The organism is Nocardia arthritidis (genome assembly GCF_011801145.1).
In the GTDB taxonomy this organism is placed as follows: Bacteria; Actinomycetota; Actinomycetes; order Mycobacteriales; family Mycobacteriaceae; genus Nocardia; species Nocardia arthritidis_A.
Genome location: NZ_CP046172.1, coordinates 837,066 through 859,033 on the forward strand (window position 1 = coordinate 837,066; position 21,968 = coordinate 859,033).

Here is a 21,968-nt window from a genome sequence, read left to right on the forward strand (position 1 = left end):
GTTTCCTTTCCGGGGTGACGGTGCGCTAGAAGGCGAAGCCCTCTTGGAACGGATCCGTCGGGTCGAGCAGATAGTTCGCGGTGGCGGTGAGCCAGGCGCGGCCGGTGATGGACGGGACGACCGCGGGATGGTCGCCGACGGTGGTGGCGCCGACCGCCTTGGCGTAGAAGGTGGTGCCGATGAAGGAGTCACTGCGCAGCACCTGGTCCGCGGTCAGCAGGCCGCGGGCGTGCTGACGAGCCAGCAACGCGGAAGTTCCGGTGCCGCAGGGGGATCGGTCGAACCAGCCGGGATGGATCGCCATGGCGTTGCGGGTGTGCGCGGGCGTCGAGGCCGGATCCAGGAACATCACGTGTTTGCAGCCCGCGATGGCCGGGTCGACGGGGTGGACAGGACGGCGGGTTTCGTTGATGGAGTGCATGATTCGCAGCCCGGCGTCGAGAATCCGGTCCTGCTCGGCGCGGTCGAACGGTATGCCGAGCTTGCCGAGATCCACTATGGCGTAGAAGTTTCCGCCGTAGGCCAGGTCGTAGCGGACGGCGCCGAGGCCGGGCACCTCGACCTCGCTGTCGAGGCTGTCGCAGTAGGCGGGCACATTGCGCAGGGTGACCGAATCGGCGTGGCCGCCATGCACCGCGACCTCGGCGACCACCCGTCCGGCGGGGGTATCCAATCGGATTTCGGTGATCGGCTCGGAAACCGGAACCATACCGGCCTCGACCAGTGCGGTCGCCACGCCGATGGTGCCGTGTCCGCACATCGGCAACAGCCCGCTGACCTCGATGAACAGCACGCCGTAGTGGCCGTCCGGCGTGGTGGCGGGCTGCAGGATGGCCCCGCTCATGGCGGCATGGCCGCGCGGCTCGTTCACCAGCAGGCGGCGCAGGCCGTCCAGATGTTCGGCGAAGTAGGCGCGTCGCTCGGCCATGGTCGCGCCGGGTATGGTGCCGATTCCGCCGGTGACCACCCGGGTCGGCATGCCCTCGGTGTGCGTATCGATGGCGGAAATGATTCTGTCGCTTCGCATCAGGGCTGTCCTTCGGTGTCGAGTTCGGCGAGCTCACGCAGGCGGATCGGGGCGGCGAACGGGCGCAGGGCCGGGGTGGCCGCGGCTAGGCCGGTGACCGCCGTGCCGTCGGCGTATTCGGCGTCATGGCAATCGCGGTGCAGGGCGGCGATATTCGCGGCGCAGATCCGGCCCTGGCACGGACCGAGTCCGGCCCTGGTCGCGAGTTTCGTTGGGCGATAGGCATTTCCGGTGGACCGAGCCCACGCCGCGGTGAGCTCGCCTCGGGTGGTGCCCTCACAGCGGCAGATCACCGTTTCGGGCCGCGCCCAGGTGAGTACGCCGGGGCGGATCGGGTGGGCCGCCGCCAGGCGCGCGACGAACTGCCGTGCGGTGCGGTGCCGGGCCGCGAGCGCCCGCCGTGCGGCCAGGTCGGCGCCCGCAGCGGCCAGTCCGGCGACCGCGCCCTCGACGGCGGCCACCTGTGCACCGCCGATACCGGTGAGTTCCCCTGCCGCCCAGACCGATTCATTGCTGGTGCGCTGCCGGTGGTCGACCTCGACGAACCCGTCGGCCGTCAACCGCGCGCCCGCGGCCACCGCGAGCTCATGCTGCGGGGTGAAACCGTGTGAGACCGCGACCGCGTCGACCGCGATGGTGGTGTGGCTGCCCGGAATCGGCATCCAGTTCGGGTCGAGCCGGGCGACGGTGGCCTCCTCCACCCGGCCGTCACCGGCCACCGCGACGACGGCGTGGCCGGTCCGCAGCGGAATACGGTGCCGCACACCCGAAGCGAGATATTCGGCCAGTTCGGTCGCCTTGCCCGCGCTGTGCCGCAGCTCCCATGGCCGAGCGGCCCAGTGCCGCAGGATGTTCCGACCCTGATTGGCCTCCAGCACCCGCACCCGCGCGCCGCCGGTCACCAGCGACTTCGCGACCGGCAGCAGGAACGGTCCGGTGCCGGAGATCAGCACGTTCCGGCCGACCAGCACCCGCTGCGTCTTCGCCAAAGTCTGTGCGGCGCCGGCACTGTAGACGCCGGGCAGATCCCAGCCGGGGAACGGGCACACCCGGTCGTATGCGCCGGTGGCCAGTACGAGCGCGTCGCCTTGGATCAGCCGATGCGTCCGTTGCTCGCCCTCGATGCCGAGCAGCACCCGGACCGCCGGGCAGCCCGTGGTCGGTTCGATTCGGAAAACGGTTGCCCACGACAGGTATTCGCATCGGGGATGGTCGGTCAGCAGCTGTGCCCGCCGGTCCGCCGCCCGATATCCGTGGCCGATGGACAGCGGCCGCCGCACGCCATAGGCCGCAGGTATTCGCCGGTTGTATTGGCCGCCAAGCGTTTCGTTCGAGTCGATGAGGGTGACGAACGCGCCCGCGCTGAGCGCGGATTCGGCAGCGGCTGTGCCAGCGGGCCCGCCGCCGATGATCACCACATGTCTGCGTGCGGTGTTCGTCATGACGGTGACCTCCGATGTGCGGTGCGAGGCTCGCTACCTGGTGAAGTTGCCGCGATTTCGGCACGCGGCCGCGGATTCACGAGCGATCGACTCATGCGGCGCCTCCGCCGGTATGTCCGGTGCGGGACTGCGTGATCACCGCGTCGCCGTCGCGGGCCGGACGACGGCAGAGCCGGATATCCGGAATACCGTTGACGGTGGCGACGCAGTCGAAGCAGATGCCGATGCCGCAGAAGACGCCGCGGTCGGTGCCGGTCGGCGCCGTGCGCCAGTGCTCGCGCCCATTGGCGAGCAGCACCGTGGCGAGGGTCTGGCCGTGGACGCCGGAATATTCGGCGCCATCGACGGTGATGGTCAGCGGGCGGTCGGCGCGGCCGACGGGATCGCGGGCGGGATCAATTGGGTGCGGACTCATGGTGATCTGTTCCGTTGCGGTGGAATGGTTTACAAGTGCGGAGGCGATCGGCGGCCTGCTATGGGCGGTTTATGGCACGAGTTGCGCTGCCGGATCGCTGTGCACGGCTCATGGCGCGAACTGGTCCGCGGCGAATTCCGGGCGCTCGGAATCGCTTTCCGGCAGGCCGAGTACGGCCGGGCGGTCCACGGCGAACTCGGCGATACCTGGTTCGGTTGCGCCACCGGCGATCGCGGCGGCGATCAATTCGGCGGTGCCGATCGACAGGCCGATGCCCGCGCCCTCGTGGCCGGTCGCGTGCCAGAGGCCGGGGAGCCGCGGGTCGGGGCCGATCACCGGGAGGTGGTCGTCGACGTATGGGCGGAAGCCGCCGTAGGCGCGCATGATCGCGACGTCGGCGAGCACGGGGTACAGGCGAATTGCCCTGCGGGCGATGGCGGCCAGGCTGTCGGGGCGCAGACGATCGTCGAAACCGCATTGGCGGCGGGACGATCCGAGCAGCACCGGGCCGCCCCTGGTGGATTCGACAACGGCGGAGGATTGCAGTGTCGCGTCCGAACTGCCTACGGCACCAACGTAATCCGCGTCGTAGACCTTGTGGAAGACGGTCGGCGGCAGCGGCGCGGTGATCAACACGTCGCCGCGGCGCGGTTTGACCGCGATCGGCGCGCCGAGCAGCGCGGACACCGGGCCGGACCACGGCCCGGCCGCATTGATGATCACGTCGGCGTGCCGTGGACCCTTGCCGGTCTGTACGCCGATCAGCCTGTCGCCGTGCATGATCGGGCCGGTGATCGCGCATCCGGTTTCCACCGTCGCGCCCGCCGCGACGGCGGCGGCGAGCAATGCCGTTGCGGCGCCTGCGGGTTGGACCTGGGCGTCGTCCGGGTAGTGCACGGCCATGGTGACGTCTCTGGTGAGCGCCGGTTCGGCGGCGGCAAGCTGGGCCGCGTCCATTTCGGTGCAGTGGACCCCGGCCGAACGCTGCCCGGCGGCGAAGTCGGCGAGGGCCGCCGCGCCGTCGACGGTTGTCGCGACGACGATGCCGCCCTTGGGTTCCCATTCGACCGCGGCGGCGTGCTCGGGCACCCGGGCGTCGAGATCCGCGAGCACATCGGGCCACAATCGCCTGGACAACTGCGCGAGCCGCAACTCCGCGCCCGGACCCTTGTCGGAGACGAGCACATTGCCCTCACCGTGCGCGGTGGTGCCGGAAGCGATGCCGCCGCGCTCACAGACGCGCACGTCGGCACCCGCGCGAGCGAGGCGGTATGCCAACGCGCAACCGATCATTCCGCCCCCGATGATCAACACGGTCGTGCGATGGAGGTCGATACCATCCGAATTCGCGGCCGTCTTCTCGATGGTGCCGAGCGGGTCAGCGCGAATCGCCGGGTCCAGTGGAGGTCCGCCGGTCGGACGGGCCGATGAATCGCTACGGGGCGCTGCCGGTCCATCGGGTCGGTCCGGTACTGTGTCCTGGTTCGCCATGGGGGCTGAATCTGGTTGTCTGTCACTGTGATTCGTGGGGGTGACAAGGTCTGTGCGGCGTTCGCTCATTGCGGTCGGGTTCCGTTCACCGAACGCGGTATCCCCAATGGGTTTTCGTCGCGCAATGGCGGCGGCAGCAGCGCGTCGGGCACCGACTGGTAGACCACCGGCCGGAGAAAGCGGGAGATCGCCGCGGTGCCAACCGAAGTCGTGGTCGGCGCGGTGGTGGCCGGGTACGGACCGCCGTGCTGCTGCGCGTATGTCACCGAGACACCGGTCGGCCAGCTGTTCCAAAGCACTCGGCCCGCCGCCGCGGTTGCGGCGGTGAGCAGCGCGGCGGCGGTGTCGTCGGCCGCGTCGCCGAAGATCGACACCGTCAGCTGTCCGTCGAGTGCTTCGGCCAGTTCGAGCAGCTCGCCGTTGTCCCGATAGGTGACGACAAGCGTTGCCGGGCCGAACATTTCGTGCACGATCGCGCTATCGGCGAGTACCGCGCGGGCGGTGGTGGTCAGCAGGGAAACCTGGCCGGGACCACCGCTGAGCACCGCGACCTCGGAGTGGCCGCGCACCCGCGCGACGGATTCGGCGAATCCGCGCTCGATCGCCTCGTTGAGCAAGTCGCCCGCCGGGACGGGACCGGCGGCGGCAAGCGCGGCCAACAGCGGTGAATCCTCCGGCACGACAACGAGGTTCGGCTTGGTGCACAGCTGCCCGGCATTGAAGGACACCGAGGCGAGCAGCCCGGAAGCGATTTCATCCGCCCGTGCGCGCGCCGCGTCGGCGGTGACGAATACCGGGTTGACCGAGCCGAGTTCGCCGTAGAACGGTATGGGCCTCGGCCGTCGGCACGCCAGGTCGAACAGCGCCCGCCCGCCCGCGGTCGATCCGGTGAACGCCGCGGCCGCGATCGACGGATGGGTGAGCACCCCGACCCCGGCATCGCGACCGAAGACCATGCCGAAGGTCCCTGCGGGAGCGCCGCATTCAGCGATCACCTCGCCGACGATCCGGCCGACCGCACGAGATAGCCGCGGATGCCCCGGATTCGCCTTCACGATCACCGGACAGCCCGCCGCCAGCGCCGATGCGGTATCCCCACCCGCGACGGAGAACGCGAACGGGAAGTTGCTGGCCGCGAAGTTGACCACCGGACCGAGCGGCACATTCATCCGCCGCAGATCCGGCCGCGGCACACCCATGGGCCACTGCGGATCCGCCGGGTCGATCCGCACGTCCAGGAAGCCGCCGTCCGTCACGACCTGTGCGAACAGTCGCAGCTGGAAGCTGGTCCTGGTGAGTTCGCGGGTCAAACTCGGCTCGGGCAAACGGGTTTCGGCGGCGGCGAGCGCGATGAGTTCGTCCGTCGCGTCGAGCCGGGCGGCGATGCGTTCGAGCACATCCGCCCGGACTGCCAGATCCGTTGCGGCCCATGGTGTCGCGGCGGCCGCGGCCGCGGCGACAAGTTCGGCCACCTGTTCCGGCGTCGTATCCGGAACCGCGTCGATTTCGGTGCGGGTCATGGGAGATACCTCGGAATTCCGTATCGCTTACCGGTAGCCCTTCGCGAGCACGTCGCGGGTGGCGGCGGTGATCTTCGCGGCCAGTTCCGGCGCGAGCGGCACCCGCGGCGGGCGGCACGCGCCGCCGGTGCGCCCGGCCAGATCCATCGCCAGCTTGATGGCGTGCACGAATTCGGTCTTGGAATCCCAGCGCAGCAGTTTGTGCAGGTCGCGGTACAGCGGAAGGGCCTTGTCCAGGTCGCGATTGATGGCGGCGTTGTACAGCTCGACGGTCGCGCGGGGCAGTGCGTTGGTGTAGCCGGCCACCCAACCGACCGCGCCCGCGATGCCGAGTTCGACGACCACGTCGTCGGATCCGATCAGCACGTCCAGATCCGGTGCGAGCTCATGGGTTTCGTAGATGCGCCGGACATCGCCGGAGAATTCCTTGACGCCGACGATGAGGCCCTCACCGTGCAGTTCGGCGAGGATTTCGGGTGTCAGATCGATGCGGGTGTCGATCGGGTTGTTGTAGGCGACGATCGGCAGGCCGACCTCGGCGACCCGGCGGTAATGGTCGATGACGACCTCGCGTCCACCGCGATAGGCGTTGGGCGGCAACAGCATTACCGCCTTGGCCCCGGCCTCGCCTGCCTGCTCGGCCCACCGGCGCGCCTGCAGCGCACCGTATGCGGCGATACCGGGCATGACGGTGCAGCTCGCGGGCGCGGCGGCGACGGCGGTGGTGACCACCCGCGCCCGCTCCTCATCGCTGAGGGTCTGGTACTCGCCGAGCGAACCGTTCGGGCTCACACCGTGGCAGCCGTTGTCGGTCAGCCAGCGCACGTGCTCGGCGTATGCGTCGTAGTCGACCGAGTAGTCCGCCGCGAACGGCAGCGTGGTCGCCACGATGACGCCGTGCCAGGGCTTGCCCGATTCCGACATGGATACCTCCATCAGGTGTAAAGCATCAGGTGTAAAGGGGTTTACCTGCCGCATCGTCAGTGCGGTGTGACATTGCACTGCATGTTATGGGCATGACCTGCATCACGCAAGACCGCGTGGGTGAGCGCCGTCACCGGGCGCTCACCCACGCGGTCGAGGCCGGGTCAGCTGTGGCCGACGCCCAGCGCGGTGAGGAGCACCAGGACGACGGTCACCACCGCCAATACCCCGTGACCGCCGACGATGGCCACCGGGAAGCTGCGCTCGGCTGGTTGGGTGTCCATGTTCCGGTTGCGGTACACCGGAATCCAGCGGATCAACATCGCGAAGCCGAGCAGGGCGACGGGGACGAGGAGCGCGAAAGCGACCCAGGCCCAAGCGGTTTTGTCGACGACGAGGTAGATGATCCAGAGGATCAGCCCGACCGCGGCGAGCAGGAAGTGGCCGAATACCACCGGCGCCGGCAGGTGGCTGTTCTCCGGCCGGCGCAGTGCGCCTTTCGCGATCCAGGTGCCGAGCAGGACGAAGCCGCCCGCCGCGGTGAGCAGCCAGGTGATCAATGCCGCGATGCCCATTGTGGGATCTCCTCGTGAGAAGGGTCAGTGCTGAAATCCGTCGGCCTGTGTCGCCTCGTCGGCCACTCGAACGCCGAAGCGGTAGGCCAGCTTTCCGCCCAGATAGCCGGAAATACTCAGGGCGACAAGCGATATCGCCGAGAGAATGATCGGCCCGATCGGCACGGCGCCGTGTGGGCCGCCGCCCGCGCGCCGCCACAGGAAGTCGATCGCGAAGGCGACGACGACCGCGAGGTTGAGGCTCATGTGCAGCAGTCCGGTGCGGAATGCCGTTGTGCCCGTTGGTATTGCGAGTAGATCGAGAAATCCGACGGTGGCCGCGGCCAGTGCGCCGAGTACGCCGATGGCGATCAGCCACAGCGCACCCTTGGCCAGGAAGGCCGGGTCGTCGACCCACTGGGATGCGAGGTCGAATACGAAGCTCGCCACCCAGGCGCCGATCGGCACGGTGACGAATATCGGGTGGAACGGATGCCCGTACGGTCCGGCGAGCAGGACGCTCACCGGACGCTTGGCCTGTTGTGGATCGATGGTCACGGCAACCTCCGAACTCGGCCGGATTTCACCAAAGATTATTGGTGTAATTAATCGAGGCGGTCAAGCAACGACACACCAGCTGGCTACCCGGAATCGTTTCGGATAATCCGATGGGCGTTATGGTGGTCGAGTGACCAGTGATGCGGAGATCGGCGCCGTCGCCGCGCTCGACGACGAGCTGCGGCGCGGGATGTACTGGTTCATTCGACGGGCGCGGCGTCCGGTGACCCGCGACGAGGCCGCCGAGCAGGTCGGTATCTCCCGCAAGCTCGCCGCGTTCCACCTGGACAAACTGGTCGACGCCGGACTGCTGCGGGCGCGCTACGAATCCGTCGGCGTGCGCCGGGTCGGCCGCGTGCCCAAGGTGTACGAGCCGGCCGAGGCCGAAATCCGGGTCAGCATTCCGGAACGCCGCTACGAGGTGTTGGCCGACATCCTGATGGCCGCCGTACTAGGCGAGACCGAGGCGGGGACCGCGCGGGACGCCGCGCTGCGGATCGCCGCCGAGCGCGGCCGGGAATTGGGTGGCGCCGAACGCAGACAGCGCAAACCCGGCAGGCTCGGCGCGGAACGCGCGCTCACCCTGCTGCAGGAACTGCTCGCCGCACAGGGTTTCGAGCCCGGTCGGCTGGGGTCGGGCTGTATTCGCTTGCACAACTGCCCGTTTCATCCACTCGCCGCATCGGAACCGGAGCTGGTCTGCGGACTGAATCGCGCGTACCTGACCGGCATGCTCGACGGGCTGGAGGCGGATGCGGTGGAGGCCGCGCTCGCCCCACGGCCCGGCGAGTGCTGTGTGGAGCTGCGCCCGAAGTAGCCGGGTTACTGCTGCGGTGCGAGGATGGCGCCGGACTCTGCGGCGCGCACCAATATCGCCTCGACGGGGCATGATTCGGCGGCGTCGAGTACGGCGTCGTCCGGGGTCTGCGAGATGGGCGCGGATCGCCCGTCCACCAGGGTGAAGTGATCCGGGGCGATTCCGGTGCACATTCCCGAGCCGATGCAGGTGCCGCGATCGACCTCGATTCGCCACTGTTGCTGCGTCATTCGCCGCACTCCTACCAGCTCACCGGGAGGGCCACCGGCCCGCGCACCAAAAGCCCCTTCTTCCAAGGGACCTCGTCGATCGGTACGGCAATGCGTAGCTCCGGGAACCGGCGCAGCAGGGTGCCGATCGCGACCTGCAACTCCAGCCGGGCCAGCTGCGCGCCGAGGCAGTGGTGCACACCGTGGCCGAATGCCAAGTGCGGGTTGATCTTCCGGGTGAGATCGAGCCGCTCCGAGGCCTCGAAGACGCGCTCGTCGCGGTTCGCCGACTGGGTGTTGACGAATACCGCCTCGCCCGCGCGCACGGTGACACCGCTCAGCTCGATGTCCTCGGTGGCCACCCTCGCGAAGCCGCCGCCGGAGCCCAGCTGGACGTAGCGCAGCAGTTCCTCGACGGCCTCCGGGACGAGATCCGGTCTGCCGCGCAGCAATTCCCACTGTTCCCGCTCCGAGAGCAGCAGATAGGTGAAGTTGGCGATCTGGTTGGCCGTTGTTTCGTGACCGGCGACCAGCAGGGTGACGCCCAGGCTGACCAATTCCTCCTCGCTGAGCCGATCTTCGTTGTCACGGGCGGCGACCAGGGCGCTCATCAGATCGTCGGTGGGGCGTTCCCGGCGCTGCGCGACCACCTCCGCCAGATAGGCCTCCAGTGCGTCGCGCGCGTCGTTGATCTGCTCGCGGGTGTAGGCGGTGGTGGAGAGCACGGCGTCGGAGAAATCCCGGAACCGGTGCTGTTCTTCCGTTGGGATGCCGAGCATTTCGCAGATCACCGTGACCGGCAGCGGCAGCGCGAGCTGGCGCACCAGATCGGCGGGCGGGCCGCAGCGTTCGATCTCATCGAGCCGTTCGTCGACGATCTGCTGCGCGCGCGGGCGCAGCAGCTCCACCCGGCGGCCGGTGAACGCCTTGGCGACCAGTTTGCGCAGCCTGGTGTGTTCCGGCGGATCCATGCTCAGCAGCGATCCGGCCCGTGCCGGTTCCGGGCTGGTGCGCGGAATGTCCTCGCGATCAACGGTTATCGCGCGGCTGAAGCGCGGATCGGCGAGTACCTGCTTGACGTCCTCGTAGCGGGTGACCAGCCAGCCGTCGCCGCCGTAGGGCAGCCGCACCCGGGAAACCGGTTCGTCGCTGCGGAGTTTCGCGTACAGCGGGTGCATATCCAGGCGGAACGGTTCGCCGAACGGGTATTGGCGCACCTCGGTATTCACGGTCATGCGAGCTCCCTTCCCCGGCGCGGAACTGCTGCGCCCACTGATGTAAGCGAGTGCTTACAACTACCGATGTTAGGGAGATCACATTGTCTCGTCAACGCCTGAATTCCGTTCGGGCGGTGGAAAATTCGTATCGAGCTCGGGGAGCAGCCGATTGGCGGCGCGCAGCACATGCCGGGCAACCGTCGCGGGATCGGCGCTGGCGAGCGGCTCCCTCTGGTGCACATGGCGCATCAGCGCGATGCCGACGACCCAGGCCAGCAACAGATCGGCGTACAACTCGCCATCCTGGTCGTCGGTGAGTGCGGACAGCGCCCGGACGTACTCGTCGCCCAGCTCACGCCGTATCGCGGCGCCGCCCTCGTCGTGCCCGCTGGACCGCAGCGCCGCCTGCAGCCAATACCCCTGTGCCGCAGTGCCATTCGGCTCCAGGGCGCGGGCGAGCAGCCGGGCGAGCAGACCGTCGGCCGCGCCCTCCTCCAGTACCCTTCTGCCCTTTTCCGTGATGGCCGCCCGGAACAGTTCCTCCTTGCTGCCGAAATAGCGAAACAGCAATGCTTGATTCACCCCGGCCCGGGCCGCGATATCCCGCACCGTCGCCCGCTCGAAACCGCGTTCGGCGAACAATCCCTGTGCCGCCGTCAGCAACGCCGCTCTGGTCGCGGCGGAATCCCGCACCCGGCCCGACTCGTTTCCTCCGGACATGCGCCCTCCAGCCACCGTAATTTCCGAGCGTCAGCGTAAATCCTGCAAACCCGGGCGCGGTACCGGAATGGACGATGTCCGGAAAGTGTCACGGCCACCGGCACTTTCGGTCCGCGCCGGTTCCGGATACCGGGACCGACCGCTTGTTGGTTTGTAATCCGAAGCTACGCAATGGTTTTGATCATGCAACCCCCGGGTCTCGGGAATGCCGGGGTGGTGGATCGGGTTCTTCTGCCCAGGAGGTTCGGATGGCAGAGAATAGAACTGTCGTCGTAACTCCCGTCGATGCGAACGGTGTTGTCCGCGAAGGGATAACGGTGCATAAATGAAACCGGGCGGTCTTCTCGTGATGGTCGTCCGTTCAGGGTATCCGGTGATTCGCGAAAGGATGTCTACCGTGATAATTTCCCGATGCCTCGAATCGTCGCCGCGAGCATCGGGTGGCTTCCATCGGCGCGGCACGCCCAATGACGAGCGGTGAAGGGGACAGCGTTCGATGAGAATCCAACCGAGACGGCAGATCCTGGATGTCTGGCGTTCCCTGCTGCGGGCGTGCTATCGCGACGGCAAGTGGAACTGGGGCGGTCGCGATGGCTCCAACTCCATCAGCGACGCGGAGCAACTGCTCTGCCTGCTCTACCCGGCCACCGAGGTCAGCAGCTTCAACATAGTCAACCCGGACGATATCCCCGACGACGTGCTCGCGGTGCTCGCGCCGCTCGGGCGCGGCGGCCGGGTGGTTGTGACGCTGCTCGACATATTCGAGGACTATCTCAACAGGTACACCAGCGTCCCGGACGGACGGCCGATCTTTTCCGGCGGCAGCTATCTTCGCTCCGGCGACCAGATCCCGGTGACCGACGTGCAACGCGAACTCGACGTCGTCGATTCCTATTCCATGTCGCTGACGCTGTGCCTGGCCGGACTCAAACTGTTGCGCGGTTTCCGCCGCTGGGTGGTCGGGCAAGAGCTGCGGGATCTGGAAAAACGAATCATCGAGCTGGATGCGCGAACCAGCGCCAGGCTCACCGCCGCCATGACCGGTCTGGTCCGCAGCTTCGTGATCAATACCGTTGAGCCGGACTCGGAAACCGGCCGGATCATGCTGACCATGTTCAACCAGACCGGCGCATCGATGGAGGCGGTCGCGCAGGGTGTGACCAAGCGGCTGGAACGGGTCCGCGGCCGGCTGAGCCGAGACATCACCCTCAGCCGGACGCCCGATGTCGACCTCAGAAGTGAGGGTTTCCTGTTCGAATGCGGCTGGAGCTGGGGAATCGCCCAGCAGGCTCCCTCGTCGGAGGAGGTCGTCGACGTGCCGATCGCGACCCAGCCGGGTTATGCGGTCGGACGGCCCTACGTGTATTTCACCGTGATCGCCCTCGACGGCATCAACGACCTGACCTCCGCCCGCACCCGCGAACTCGACCTGCTCAATGCCGATCAGCGCCGACTGGCCGACGCGCTACAGCTGCGCGGTGATCTGGCGCAGCGCTATTGGTCATCGATGGCGCGCTACGGCGAGGGCCGGTGGCCGCTGGAGGATATTCCATGGCGCACCTCCGACGGTGAGGAATCCGACTACTTCAGTCTCTGCGTCTCCGCGGTACTGATCCAGGACCTGATCAACCGGGAAGCCAGCGACGACGATCTCACAAGGGCCACACCGGTTTTCGACGAGTTGGCCCGGCGCGGCCGGATCATCCGCCGGGTGACCGAGAACGATACCGCGCGCGATCTGCACATCCCTGGCGTGCGGCTCTCGTTGGTAGGCAGCGAAACTGTCGACGGCGGCCCGCAATTGCGTTGGAACGCCTCGGATTTCGCGCCGGTGCTGTTGAAACGGACCTTGCAGGCGGCGCGACTGTCGGGCACGCTCACCACCCGCGACCGACTTCTGGAACTTGCCCAGTCGGCGATGGATCACCTGGAACGACGGGCTTTCCCGGACGGTCCGGCCATGGGACTGTGGGACGATGCGGAACGGGTTTTCACGGTCCGGCGCCCGACCGGTGACGAGGAGCCGCCGCGAACCTCGCGCGGCAACGGAAACGGCGGGCCCTCATGGTATTTGACCGAGCGCGTCATCGAATGCCTCGTCGTGGCGGATACGAGCTACCGGGAGCCGCCGCTGCGGTCGTCCACCTCGGCCATGCGGGCGCTGGAGCTGTTGCACGAGGCCGAGCATCTGCTGAACCAGCAGTATCTCGAGCTCAGCGAAAAAGACAATTCACCGAACCGCACCGCGCTGGAACATGTCGAACAACAATTACAACGTGCCAGGAAACTGCTCGACGAGCGGCCCGGCACCGCACACAGCCTGTGCGCGGAGGCGATGCGTGAGTTGGATGAGCTGGATTTCGCCGGTCTCGACGCCATGAGGAATGGGTAACTGAATGCTCGTATTCTCGACATCGGACAAGGGTGGCACCGGCCGTTCGGTGACCAGTTGCAATATCGCGTACCGGCTGAGCGTCCGGGGCCGCAATGTCGCATATCTGGATTTCGATTTCGGATCTCCCACGGCGGGTGCGCTTTTCGAGATCACCCGGGTGGATCGCGGCACCTCGAACAGCGACGGGATGCACTCCTATCTGCACGGCGAGAACAGCTCGATCGGTGCGTGCAATGTGCGTGTCGAGACCAGCCGGGACGAACTGCGCGCGCCCCGGCACCCGTACAAACTCATGCTGTATCCGGGCGATCGCGGCGGCGCCGAATTCAAGACGGTGGACGACGAGATGGTCAAGCGGTGCGTGGAACTGCTGGTGACCTGTGAACAGGAATTCGACGTCACCATAGTGGATCTCAGCGCGGGGCGGTCGGTGGCGCTGGAGATCGTATTGCGGGCGACGGCCCGGTCCCAGCTGCGCGACGCGGTGACCCGCTGGCTGGTTTTCCATCGCTGGACGCGCCAGCACATCGTCGCCGCGAACGGTTTGGTGCACGGACCGTTCGGGCTGCTGCAGACCGGCGCGGAATGCGGGCACGAGCCGAGTCCGCTGCTCGGTTCGCTGCGCTATGTGCGGACCGCGGTGCCGTCCATGAGCGAGTCGGCGCCCACCGGTCGCGGCGCGCAGTGGGCCTGGCTGCGAAAGCAGAACGAGGCGCTCAAACAGCTCGCCTCGGCCAATCTGATCGGACCGACCGTATTGCTCGGCGCGACGCCGATGGAACCGGTACTGCAATGGCGCGAGCAGGTGATCCTGGATACCGATGTCACCAAGAAAATAGCCAATAACGAGACGGTGCAAGCCTTCCAGGAATTGGCCGACAAACTTGTCGACCCGGCGATGTGGGAGAGGCTCTGACAATGGAAACCGAGACCGCATACAGTGAGGTCACCGAACAGGTACGGGCCTCCGGCGTCAAGTTCTCGCATCTGTCCATCGAAACCGGTCATTTCTATATGAAGGATATGACCAACGGCCGGGACCGGATTCGCGCCCAATTCCGCAAGGTCGCCCGGCTGGTGAAGCTGTATACCGAGGCGGCGGCCGAGGAGCTGGAGCTGCCCGAGGCGCGGGTGAGCACCTGCTTCCTGATCGACGATTATTTCGGCCCGAATACCGACCCCACCGAGATCATCGAGAAATTGCTGGACGCGGCCGACGAATGCGATCTGCGCATCGATTACCTCGTGCGCGAGGCGGGTTGCTGGGAAACCCCGCTGTACCACAACGGCGCGCCGACCGGGCAGCAGATCGAGTTGGCGCGCATGGTCGCGTCCCGATTGGTGGCCGAGCCGTTGGAGGATACGACCGGGCGACGCCCGCCCGATGTCGAGTCCGGCTGGCTGTGCAACGGCCGCCGATCCTCCGACCACGATTCGATCCAGGCGATGCGGGTGCCGGAATACCGGCCGCCGGTCGAATACGGGAGCCGGGAGCATTCCATATTTCTCGACGTGGAAATGTGGAAGAAGGAGATCGGCAAGGGTGGTGAGGAGCATATCCGCTGGTCCTGCCCTTTTCTCGCCGCGGTATGGCAGCTGTTGCGATTGGGTATGATCCGCTACAAGGGCGAGGAAGTGGTTCAGCCCTATAAATGGCAGCCGGGCGATATCTGGCCGGAGCAGTGGTGGGAAATGCCTTCGGTGGTGCAGCTGAATCCGCATGCCAAACCGTTCGCGGCGTATCGCGCGGTATCCATTCTGCCGCAGGAATACCTCAAGATCGAGAACGCGGTCCGGGTGATCCTCGATCACATCGACCTCGACCCGGATGTGGTGGATTTGACGGTCGAGCGCGGGCGTCGCGAGCGGTTGGTGATTCCGCGAGAGGTCTCCCGCCGACTGTCACACGTAATTCTGGACGATGTGGCGAAATATCGCGTCGATATGCTGCCGGACGGAGCATGACAATGGCCGCTGCCGCGCGCAATGCGGCCGAAACCCCGAAACCGGCCGCGACACCGGTGGCCGCATTCGGCGAGATACACACCTGCGTGCTGCCCTCGTCGAATGTGCTCGACAACTCGGCGGTGCTCGAACTGCTCGGCACGGTGAAGCCCGGCGCCGCCATGACATCGCGGGAACGTCCGGTGCCGCTTGTTATTTCACCGAATCGGGTGGAGGGCATCGACTGTGACCTGACCCAGTCGTCCGGCAAGGTGGTGCACGCCATCGGCACGGTGCTCGCGCGCGTGGTCGTGGTCGGCGGCCGGGTACTGCAGAGCTCCGCGCAGACTCGCGTCGCACCCGCCGCCGAGCGGACCCGTCAACCGTGGTCGCACTATATGGGCAGGCCGGGGACCATCGAGGCGGTGACCAAACTCGGCGCCGACGCGGGCGCCCGGCTGACCGACGGCTACCTGCGCACGGACAATCCGGATCGCCCCGATCCGGCCGTCGTCAACAGCAGGCTCGATCTGGCCGCCATCGGCTGGCGGCTGCTGAAGCTGATCCGGGTGGACGACCGGCTCGATCAGCAGGTGCGGTTGCGCGCCGCGACCACCCGGCTGCGCTGGGCCGTCGAGGTCGCGGCCGAACCGGAACAGCGGCCGCGCTTCGGTTTTCGGCTCGACAACGAGACCCTGCGCTCGGTCCGGCTCATCGTCGCCGAGGAGGATATCGCCGCCGCACAGCGCTTCTGTGAGGATCTGGCCGTCCACGACTGGCTGCTGACCACCATCGGACAGGTGGCCGACCGATTCGACCCGGCCAACCACGAGGCCGCGACATTGCTCGCTCCTGTACTGGAACAGCTTGTGCCACTGTGGATGCCGGGTGCGCACACGCCGCCCCGGCTGCGCGAGGCGTGGGCGGATCTGGAATCCGATCCCGGATTCACCCGGCAGTGGACCGCGCGCGTCGGGCAGCTGCGCGACCGGATCGCGACCGCGACACTGGAGGCGCTGCGCAATTCGCGGATCAGCAACGACTGGTGACGGCGGGTTCAGAGCCGGAACCAGCGACGCACCAGGAGCGCGAAGAACACCGACATAGTCACCGCACCCGCGTACGCCTCGACGCCGAACACCAGCTTCTGGGCGCCCGCCAAGCCCGCGGTGTCGCCGGGACCGAGCGGGTTGAGGTAGTTGACCAGGCAGTCGTACACGATTTCGATCGTCGGCGCATCCGACAGCTGGCGCACGACGGCGAAGCAGAGCAGGACCTGCAGCGCGATCCACCCGAGCATGCGGAACGGTCGATATCCGTAGCCGCATAACAGATCCGGGAATAGACTGCCGATGCGCCGCCAGCGCACCGGCTGCGCGCGGCGGCGGGCCCGCGACAGATTGAGGCTGCAGCGGTCATCGGCGTCGACGTCCTCGTCCTGCCGGTACAGGCTGGCGGCCCGCCGGAAGGCCAGCGCGGCATGGCCGGGCAACACCCGCATCATGGTGTCGCCGATTCGCTCGTATACCTCGGCGAGCTGCCGATTCTGGGTGCGGCTCAGCCGCAGCGGCCCGCGGAATTCGATCTCGGCGGCCAGCAGCGCGGCGAGCAGGTGCGGGGACACCGTCGGTTGGTCGCCGTCGGTGACCAACGGGGTGTCGGAGTGGCCGCTCGCATAGATGCGCCCGAAGACGAGGCTGTCGCTCCTGCGCCGGACGCCGGGCGGATCGTATTGCGCCAAAACCGATTCCACGTGCCCGGTGAACGAATCCAATAGTCGCTGCTCGCCGATGCGTCTGCGCTCGGCCAGCGGGCGGGCCAGGAACTGATCCACCGCGGCCGCGTATGCGGTGGTACGCCGATCCACTCGGGTGGACATCGAGCGCACGAAGGGTGACTCCTCTTGCTGCTCATCCACCATAGAAAGCCCCACCGATCGATCTCGAGCAATTCCAAGATAGCAATGGGGTACGACAACGGCATGGTCTTCGCCGGTAGCGTTCGGACCGCGCCGTTTTCGCCGAACGTTCCCGCCGACGCTATTAGAGTGGAAATATGGCCCGCGAAATGCGGCGGACGGGGAGGACATCAATCCATGGCCGAGGTGTTGTTCATCGTCGGCTCGGGCCCGCGAAATCCGGAGCGGCTGGCCGAGCTGACCGACGAACTGGCCGATGATTTGCGGCAAATAGACGGCGTGCGGGCCAAGCCGGCCACCGCCGACGCCGATCCGGGCACCAAAACCGGTGTCGCACAAGAGATCGGGCAGCTCATCGTTTCGGGTGGCGCGCTGAGCGTCGCATCGCTGGCGATCCGCGACGTTGCCCTGCGCTTCCTGGAACGCACCAGGGCGGTGTCGATCACGGTGCGCAAGGGCAAGCGCGAGGTGGTGATCGAGCGGCCCGCGGACCGGCAGGTCGATCAGATCGTCGAACAGCTGCGGGATCTGTTGGGTGATGACTAGCCCCGATGACTAGTCCACCGGGCCGCCGGATCGCCCTGTTCGTCGCCAACGATGTCTTCCACTCGCCCGATATCGCCCGGCTGTACGCGCCGGTCTCGGACGCGAGGGAGCTGCGAAACCTATTGCGAGACCCCGAGATCGGTGCATTTCAACCGGCCGAGATGTTGGTCAACGAGTCCAAGGCGGAGATCGAGCGCAGCATCGAGCGGATGTTCCGCAGCGCGGGGCCGCAGGATCTCGTCCTGTTCTACTACTCCGGGCACGGCTTCCGGACCAGCCGCAACCTCTACCTCGCCACCAGCAATACCGATCCGAATCTGCCCAGCAGTTCCGCGGTTTCGTCCTCGTTCGTCAAGGAGTTGATCCGCGAGTCGGACGCCGCCGCCAAGATCATCCTGCTCGACTGCTGTTACAGCGGAGCGTTTCTCGGCAACGACGTGATCAAGGCGGCCGGTGGCGTCGATGACGGTGTCGGCGAGCACCTCGTCACCGGTGACGGCATCTGCGTGATGACGGCGTGCACCGGCGTACAGCAGGCCGAGGACGGGAATCACGGTGGCACAGGGTCTTCGCTGTCGGTGTTCACGGCGGCGATCGTCAACGGCATAACCACCGGGCTGGCCGATACCGGGACCGGGCGGATCAGCACCCACGATCTGTGGACCTATGTCAGCGATGAGGTGCGGCGCAATACCGATCGCCAAACACCAAGCCTCTACGGCGTTTTGAACGACGAGGTGTACCTCGCGCGGACCCGGCGCGAGACCGCCGGCGCCGGGGCGGGCGACCGGATCCGGCTCGGCGGCCTGCTCGGGCGGCTGGAGGAGGTGTCGGGCTCCGGTCTGCGCGCCGAAAGTTGGTGGGGCACCGGGAAATTGGCGGTGCCGATCGGGCGGCAGCGGCGCGCGGACGGCAGCAAAGGCGATATCGTGCGGCTGGATCTGGCGGGCGCCGACAACAATCTGCTCGTCGTCGGTCGCGCCGGATCCGGGAAAAGCACCATGCTGCGCACTTTGGTCGCCGCGCTGGTGCTCACCCATTCCACCGACGACGCGCGGATCTACGTACTGGAATCGAGCAACCGGCTGGGCTCGATGCGGGAGCTGCCGCATATCGCCAGGGTGGTCGGCGACGATGAGCCGGATCAGGTGAACGAACTGCTCGGCAATATGGTTCAGGAGATCTTCCACCGGAAGCGGCTGTACCGGATGTTCGGGATCGACTCGCCGTCCAGCCTGCGTGCCGCCCGGCGGACCCTGCCGGAGGGGCCGGTGCCGGACCTGTTCCTGATCATCGACCGCTGGGGCGATTTCGCCGAACCGCATTCGGCGGCGGCCGATCTGGTGCGCCAGATCGCCGATCAGGGGCGGGAATACGCGGTGCATGTGGTCGCGACCGCCAGGGATTGGAACGAGGTGCCCGGCTGGTTGGTCGACCTGCTGCCCGCCCATCTCGAACTGCGCCTGCACCGGCCGAACGAATCCCGGATCGATCCGGAACGGGCGCAGCGACTACCGGATGGTCCGGGGTGGGCGATGTTCGGCCAGCGGCTTTTTCGCGTCGCGGTGCCCGATATCCGGGAGCCACCGGCGGATTCGGTGCTCGACGACGAAATGACCGACGGCGCGGCCGATCTCGTCGCCCGGTTGGTCGGCCGAATCTCGGTGGACGCGGCGCCGGGCCCGGCGGCCGACGGTATCGACGCCGATTTCGCCGCGCTGTACGGCATCAACGACGCGTTCGACGTCGGTAGCTGGTGGCGGGACCGGCCGATGCGCGACCGGCTCCGGATCAAGATCGGCCGGACCGGTGCGCGCGACCCGGTCGAACTCGATCTCAAACCGGCCGCCGACGGCGGTATGGGCTCGCACGGGCTGGTGGTCGGCGCGATCGGATCGGGCAAATCCGAGCTGCTGCGGACCATCGTTCTCGGCCTGGCCCTGACACATTCGCCCGCTCAGGTGAACTTCCTGCTGGTCGATTTCCGCGGTGGCGCGACATTCCAGCCCTTCGCCGGGCTGCCGCATATCGCCGGTCATGTCCGCGATGTCGAACAGGATCTTTCGCTGCCCGCCCGGCTGCAAGAGGTGTTGGAGGGTGAGATCGAACGCCGCGGCGAGCTGCTGCGCGCCGCCGGGCATCTGACCACCGTGGACGAATACGAACGGGCCCGTGCGGCGGGCGCGCCGTTCGACCCGCTGCCGACGCTGTTCATCGTCATCGAGGATTTCGTCGAATTGCTCTCGGGCACGGGGACATTCGCGGATCTTCTGATCCAGATCGGTCGGATCGGCCGCTCGCTCGGCCTGCATCTGCTGCTCGGCGCCCAACGTCCGGACGAATGGCGACTGCGCGGGTTGGACAGTTACCTCTCCTATCGCATCGCGTTGCGCACGTTCTCCGCGGCGGAATCGCGGCTGGTGCTCGGCACCACCGACGCCTACCACCTGCCCCGCACGCCCGGATACGGCTATCTCAGGACCGCCGCGGGCACGACGACCCGCTTCCGCGCCGCATACGCGTCGGGGCCGACGGACAGCGGTGCGGGCCAGGTGGATCGGCCGCTGACGGAATCGGTCGCCGCCGCGCTCAGCGGGTTCGGCCCGCGGGCGCATCGGCTGTGGCAGGCACCGCTCGATACCGCGCCGACGCTGGGAATGCTGCTGGCCGAGACGCATTCGCCGCCGCTGCGGGTGCCGGTCGGGGTGGTGGACCGGCCGCGGCTGCATCGCCGCGACACGCTGCTGGTCGATCTCGACGCGGGGCAGGTCGCGGTGGTCGGTGGACCGCGGTCGGGTAAGACCACCGCGCTGCTCACCCTGATCCTGGCCGTCGCCGCCACTCGGACGCCGGAGCAGGCGCAGTTCTACTGCCTGGATTTCGGCGGCGACGGCTTATCCGCGCTCACCGAGCTGCCGCACGTCGGTTCGATGGCCGGTCGCCGCGACGCCGACCGGGTGCGCCGCACCGTCGCCGAGCTGGACGGGTTATTGCGTGAACGCGAAAAGTCGTTCCGCGAAATGGGTTTGGAATCGATGGCGGAGTATCGGCGGCTCGGTCCGGTCGACCGCTACGGTGACGTTTTCCTCGTCGTCGACGGGTTCGATGTGGTTCACCAGGACTATCCCGTGCTGGAGCAGACCATTACCACCGTTGCGGCACACGGGCTTTCGTACGGCATCCACGTCATCGTCACGCTGTCGCCGTGGAGCAGGGTGCGGCTGGCGCAGCGCGGCGTCATCGGCACCAGAATCGAGCTTCGGCTCGGTGATCCGGCCGATTCGCAGCTGGATCGACAGGCGGCGGGCCTGGTTCCGGCGGACCGGCCGGGCCGCGGGCTCACACCCGAGAAGCTGCATATGCTCATAGCGCTGCCGCGGCTGGACGCGGTCACCGATCCGCAGCAGTTGTCCAGCGGCGTCGCGGCGGCGGTGCGGCAGCTGTGCGCCGAACACGGCGCGCGGCGGGCGCCGCAGGTGCGGCTGCTGCCCGCGGCGATATCCCGCGACGAGGTGCTGGCGCTGGCGCATGACGTCGAACAGGATGCGACGCATGTGGTCATCGGTCTGGACGACACCGAATTACGGCCCGTCGCACTGGATTTCGACGCCAGGTCGCATCTCATGGTGTTCGGCGACGCGTTCTGCGGTAAAACCACCGTGCTGCAGGACATCGTCGCCGGGATCACCGAGAATTCGACTTCGGCACAGGCCCGCATCCTTTTGATCGACTACCGGCGCACCCTGCTCGGCGCGGTGGAACAGGACCGTTTGATCAGCTACTGCGCCGCGGCGTCGGCGGTGCCGAGCGAGATCAGGGAGCTATCCGCCTTTCTCGCCAAACGTGTTCCCGGAGCGAACATTACGCCGGACCGACTACATGAGCGGGACTGGTGGCACGGACCCGAAATCTATGTTCTGGTCGACGATCACGACCTGGTCGCCTCGGGCGGCGACGATCCGCTGGAACCGCTACTGGAATTCCTGCCGATGGCGCACGATATCGGGCTACACCTGGTGATCGCCCGCCGCGCCACCGGACTGGCCCGCGCCCTCACCGGCAGCGTCCTCGGACGGTTGCGCGATATCTCCGCCGATATCCTGCTCATGAACACACCCGCCGACGAGATCAAGGCGCTCGGCGAGTTCCGGCCCACCCCGCTCCCACCCGGCCGCGCTGTCCTGCTCACCCGCGCCAGGGATCCGCAACTGATCCAAATCGCGCAGCCTCCCGCCCCCTGATTTCCCCTTGTCTCGCGGCCGATTTCCGCT

At 67.3% G+C, this 21,968-nt stretch carries 19 protein-coding genes; 7 read left to right on the forward strand and 12 right to left on the reverse strand.

The window, feature by feature from the left end; all coding sequences use genetic code 11:
• Positions 1 to 25: 25 nt before the first annotated feature.
• From F5544_RS03975 to F5544_RS04010, 8 genes are all read right to left on the reverse strand, one after another.
• Positions 26 to 1,027, reverse strand: a complete 1,002-nt coding sequence (locus tag F5544_RS03975; RefSeq protein WP_167471904.1) for a proline racemase family protein — start codon at positions 1,025 to 1,027, stop codon at positions 26 to 28.
• Positions 1,027 to 2,469, reverse strand: coding sequence for an FAD-dependent oxidoreductase (locus F5544_RS03980; protein WP_167471905.1), 1,443 nt, complete (start codon positions 2,467 to 2,469; stop codon positions 1,027 to 1,029). The genes F5544_RS03975 and F5544_RS03980 overlap by 1 nt, the downstream gene beginning before the upstream one ends.
• Positions 2,470 to 2,560: 91 nt before the next feature.
• A complete protein-coding gene (locus F5544_RS03985) occupies positions 2,561 to 2,884 on the reverse strand; it encodes a (2Fe-2S)-binding protein (protein WP_167471906.1) in 324 nt (107 codons plus the stop codon).
• A gap of 108 nt (positions 2,885 to 2,992) precedes the next feature.
• A complete protein-coding gene (locus F5544_RS03990; RefSeq protein ID WP_238847075.1) occupies positions 2,993 to 4,198 on the reverse strand; it encodes an NAD(P)/FAD-dependent oxidoreductase in 1,206 nt (401 codons plus the stop codon).
• 242 nt (positions 4,199 to 4,440) lie between these two features.
• Positions 4,441 to 5,895 (reverse strand): aldehyde dehydrogenase family protein, encoded by a 1,455-nt coding sequence (locus F5544_RS03995; protein WP_167471908.1) that lies wholly within the window; start codon positions 5,893 to 5,895, stop codon positions 4,441 to 4,443.
• Between the two features lie 27 nt (positions 5,896 to 5,922).
• A complete protein-coding gene (locus F5544_RS04000) occupies positions 5,923 to 6,819 on the reverse strand; it encodes a dihydrodipicolinate synthase family protein (protein ID WP_167471909.1) in 897 nt (298 codons plus the stop codon).
• A gap of 164 nt (positions 6,820 to 6,983) precedes the next feature.
• On the reverse strand, positions 6,984 to 7,394 hold the full coding sequence (locus F5544_RS04005) for a hypothetical protein (protein ID WP_167471910.1): 411 nt from the start codon (positions 7,392 to 7,394) through the stop codon (positions 6,984 to 6,986).
• 24 nt (positions 7,395 to 7,418) lie between these two features.
• Complete coding sequence (locus F5544_RS04010) at positions 7,419 to 7,931, reverse strand: DUF2231 domain-containing protein (RefSeq protein WP_167471911.1); 513 nt, start codon at positions 7,929 to 7,931, stop codon at positions 7,419 to 7,421.
• 130 nt (positions 7,932 to 8,061) lie between these two features.
• On the opposite strand from F5544_RS04010, the gene F5544_RS04015 reads away from it, so the two are divergent.
• On the forward strand, positions 8,062 to 8,748 hold the full coding sequence (locus F5544_RS04015; RefSeq protein ID WP_167471912.1) for a helix-turn-helix transcriptional regulator: 687 nt from the start codon (positions 8,062 to 8,064) through the stop codon (positions 8,746 to 8,748).
• A 5-nt stretch (positions 8,749 to 8,753) separates the two neighbouring features.
• Here the strand turns inward: F5544_RS04015 and F5544_RS04020 are convergent, their stop codons facing one another.
• From F5544_RS04020 to F5544_RS04030, 3 genes are all read right to left on the reverse strand, one after another.
• Positions 8,754 to 8,978 carry a ferredoxin gene (locus tag F5544_RS04020; protein WP_167471913.1) on the reverse strand — a complete coding sequence of 75 codons (225 nt, stop codon included), beginning with the start codon at positions 8,976 to 8,978 and terminating at the stop codon, positions 8,754 to 8,756.
• A gap of 11 nt (positions 8,979 to 8,989) precedes the next feature.
• Positions 8,990 to 10,192: a cytochrome P450 gene (locus F5544_RS04025; protein ID WP_167471914.1), complete on the reverse strand. Its 1,203-nt coding sequence runs from the start codon at positions 10,190 to 10,192 to the stop codon at positions 8,990 to 8,992.
• A 78-nt stretch (positions 10,193 to 10,270) separates the two neighbouring features.
• A complete protein-coding gene (locus tag F5544_RS04030) occupies positions 10,271 to 10,894 on the reverse strand; it encodes a TetR/AcrR family transcriptional regulator (RefSeq protein ID WP_167471915.1) in 624 nt (207 codons plus the stop codon).
• Between the two features lie 496 nt (positions 10,895 to 11,390).
• On the opposite strand from F5544_RS04030, the gene F5544_RS04035 reads away from it, so the two are divergent.
• Genes F5544_RS04035 through F5544_RS04050 form a run of 4 tightly spaced genes read left to right on the forward strand, consistent with a single transcriptional unit; the run spans position 11,391 to position 16,282 of the window.
• Positions 11,391 to 13,286 (forward strand): SCO2524 family protein, encoded by a 1,896-nt coding sequence (locus tag F5544_RS04035; protein WP_167471916.1) that lies wholly within the window; start codon positions 11,391 to 11,393, stop codon positions 13,284 to 13,286.
• A 4-nt stretch (positions 13,287 to 13,290) separates the two neighbouring features.
• Entirely contained in the window at positions 13,291 to 14,205 is a 915-nt protein-coding gene (locus F5544_RS04040; RefSeq protein ID WP_167471917.1) for an SCO2523 family variant P-loop protein, read from the forward strand.
• A gap of 2 nt (positions 14,206 to 14,207) precedes the next feature.
• Positions 14,208 to 15,254 carry an SCO2522 family protein gene (locus F5544_RS04045; protein ID WP_167471918.1) on the forward strand — a complete coding sequence of 349 codons (1,047 nt, stop codon included), beginning with the start codon at positions 14,208 to 14,210 and terminating at the stop codon, positions 15,252 to 15,254.
• A 2-nt stretch (positions 15,255 to 15,256) separates the two neighbouring features.
• Entirely contained in the window at positions 15,257 to 16,282 is a 1,026-nt protein-coding gene (locus F5544_RS04050) for an SCO2521 family protein (RefSeq protein WP_238847076.1), read from the forward strand.
• 8 nt (positions 16,283 to 16,290) lie between these two features.
• Here the strand turns inward: F5544_RS04050 and F5544_RS04055 are convergent, their stop codons facing one another.
• A complete protein-coding gene (locus F5544_RS04055; protein WP_167471919.1) occupies positions 16,291 to 17,154 on the reverse strand; it encodes a hypothetical protein in 864 nt (287 codons plus the stop codon).
• Positions 17,155 to 17,328: 174 nt separating this feature from the next.
• Between F5544_RS04055 and F5544_RS04060 the strand changes: the two genes are divergently transcribed.
• Complete coding sequence (locus F5544_RS04060) at positions 17,329 to 17,697, forward strand: hypothetical protein (RefSeq protein ID WP_167471920.1); 369 nt, start codon at positions 17,329 to 17,331, stop codon at positions 17,695 to 17,697.
• A 5-nt stretch (positions 17,698 to 17,702) separates the two neighbouring features.
• On the forward strand, positions 17,703 to 21,938 hold the full coding sequence (gene eccCb / locus F5544_RS04065; RefSeq protein ID WP_167471921.1) for a type VII secretion protein EccCb: 4,236 nt from the start codon (positions 17,703 to 17,705) through the stop codon (positions 21,936 to 21,938).
• The last annotated feature ends 30 nt before the right edge of the window (positions 21,939 to 21,968 follow it).

Coding starts and splice junctions, on each gene's coding strand:
- F5544_RS03975 (WP_167471904.1), bottom strand. CDS start 1,027: ATGCGAAGCGACAGAATCATTTCCGCCATCGATACGCACACCGAGGGC.
- F5544_RS03980 (WP_167471905.1), bottom strand. CDS start 2,469: ATGACGAACACCGCACGCAGACATGTGGTGATCATCGGCGGCGGGCCC.
- F5544_RS03985 (WP_167471906.1), bottom strand. CDS start 2,884: ATGAGTCCGCACCCAATTGATCCCGCCCGCGATCCCGTCGGCCGCGCC.
- F5544_RS03995 (WP_167471908.1), bottom strand. CDS start 5,895: ATGACCCGCACCGAAATCGACGCGGTTCCGGATACGACGCCGGAACAG.
- F5544_RS04000 (WP_167471909.1), bottom strand. CDS start 6,819: ATGTCGGAATCGGGCAAGCCCTGGCACGGCGTCATCGTGGCGACCACG.
- F5544_RS04005 (WP_167471910.1), bottom strand. CDS start 7,394: ATGGGCATCGCGGCATTGATCACCTGGCTGCTCACCGCGGCGGGCGGC.
- F5544_RS04020 (WP_167471913.1), bottom strand. CDS start 8,978: ATGACGCAGCAACAGTGGCGAATCGAGGTCGATCGCGGCACCTGCATC.
- F5544_RS04025 (WP_167471914.1), bottom strand. CDS start 10,192: ATGACCGTGAATACCGAGGTGCGCCAATACCCGTTCGGCGAACCGTTC.
- F5544_RS04030 (WP_167471915.1), bottom strand. CDS start 10,894: ATGTCCGGAGGAAACGAGTCGGGCCGGGTGCGGGATTCCGCCGCGACC.
- F5544_RS04035 (WP_167471916.1), top strand. CDS start 11,391: ATGAGAATCCAACCGAGACGGCAGATCCTGGATGTCTGGCGTTCCCTG.
- F5544_RS04040 (WP_167471917.1), top strand. CDS start 13,291: ATGCTCGTATTCTCGACATCGGACAAGGGTGGCACCGGCCGTTCGGTG.
- F5544_RS04045 (WP_167471918.1), top strand. CDS start 14,208: ATGGAAACCGAGACCGCATACAGTGAGGTCACCGAACAGGTACGGGCC.
- F5544_RS04050 (WP_238847076.1), top strand. CDS start 15,257: ATGGCCGCTGCCGCGCGCAATGCGGCCGAAACCCCGAAACCGGCCGCG.
- F5544_RS04055 (WP_167471919.1), bottom strand. CDS start 17,154: ATGGTGGATGAGCAGCAAGAGGAGTCACCCTTCGTGCGCTCGATGTCC.
- F5544_RS04060 (WP_167471920.1), top strand. CDS start 17,329: ATGGCCGAGGTGTTGTTCATCGTCGGCTCGGGCCCGCGAAATCCGGAG.
- eccCb (WP_167471921.1), top strand. CDS start 17,703: ATGACTAGTCCACCGGGCCGCCGGATCGCCCTGTTCGTCGCCAACGAT.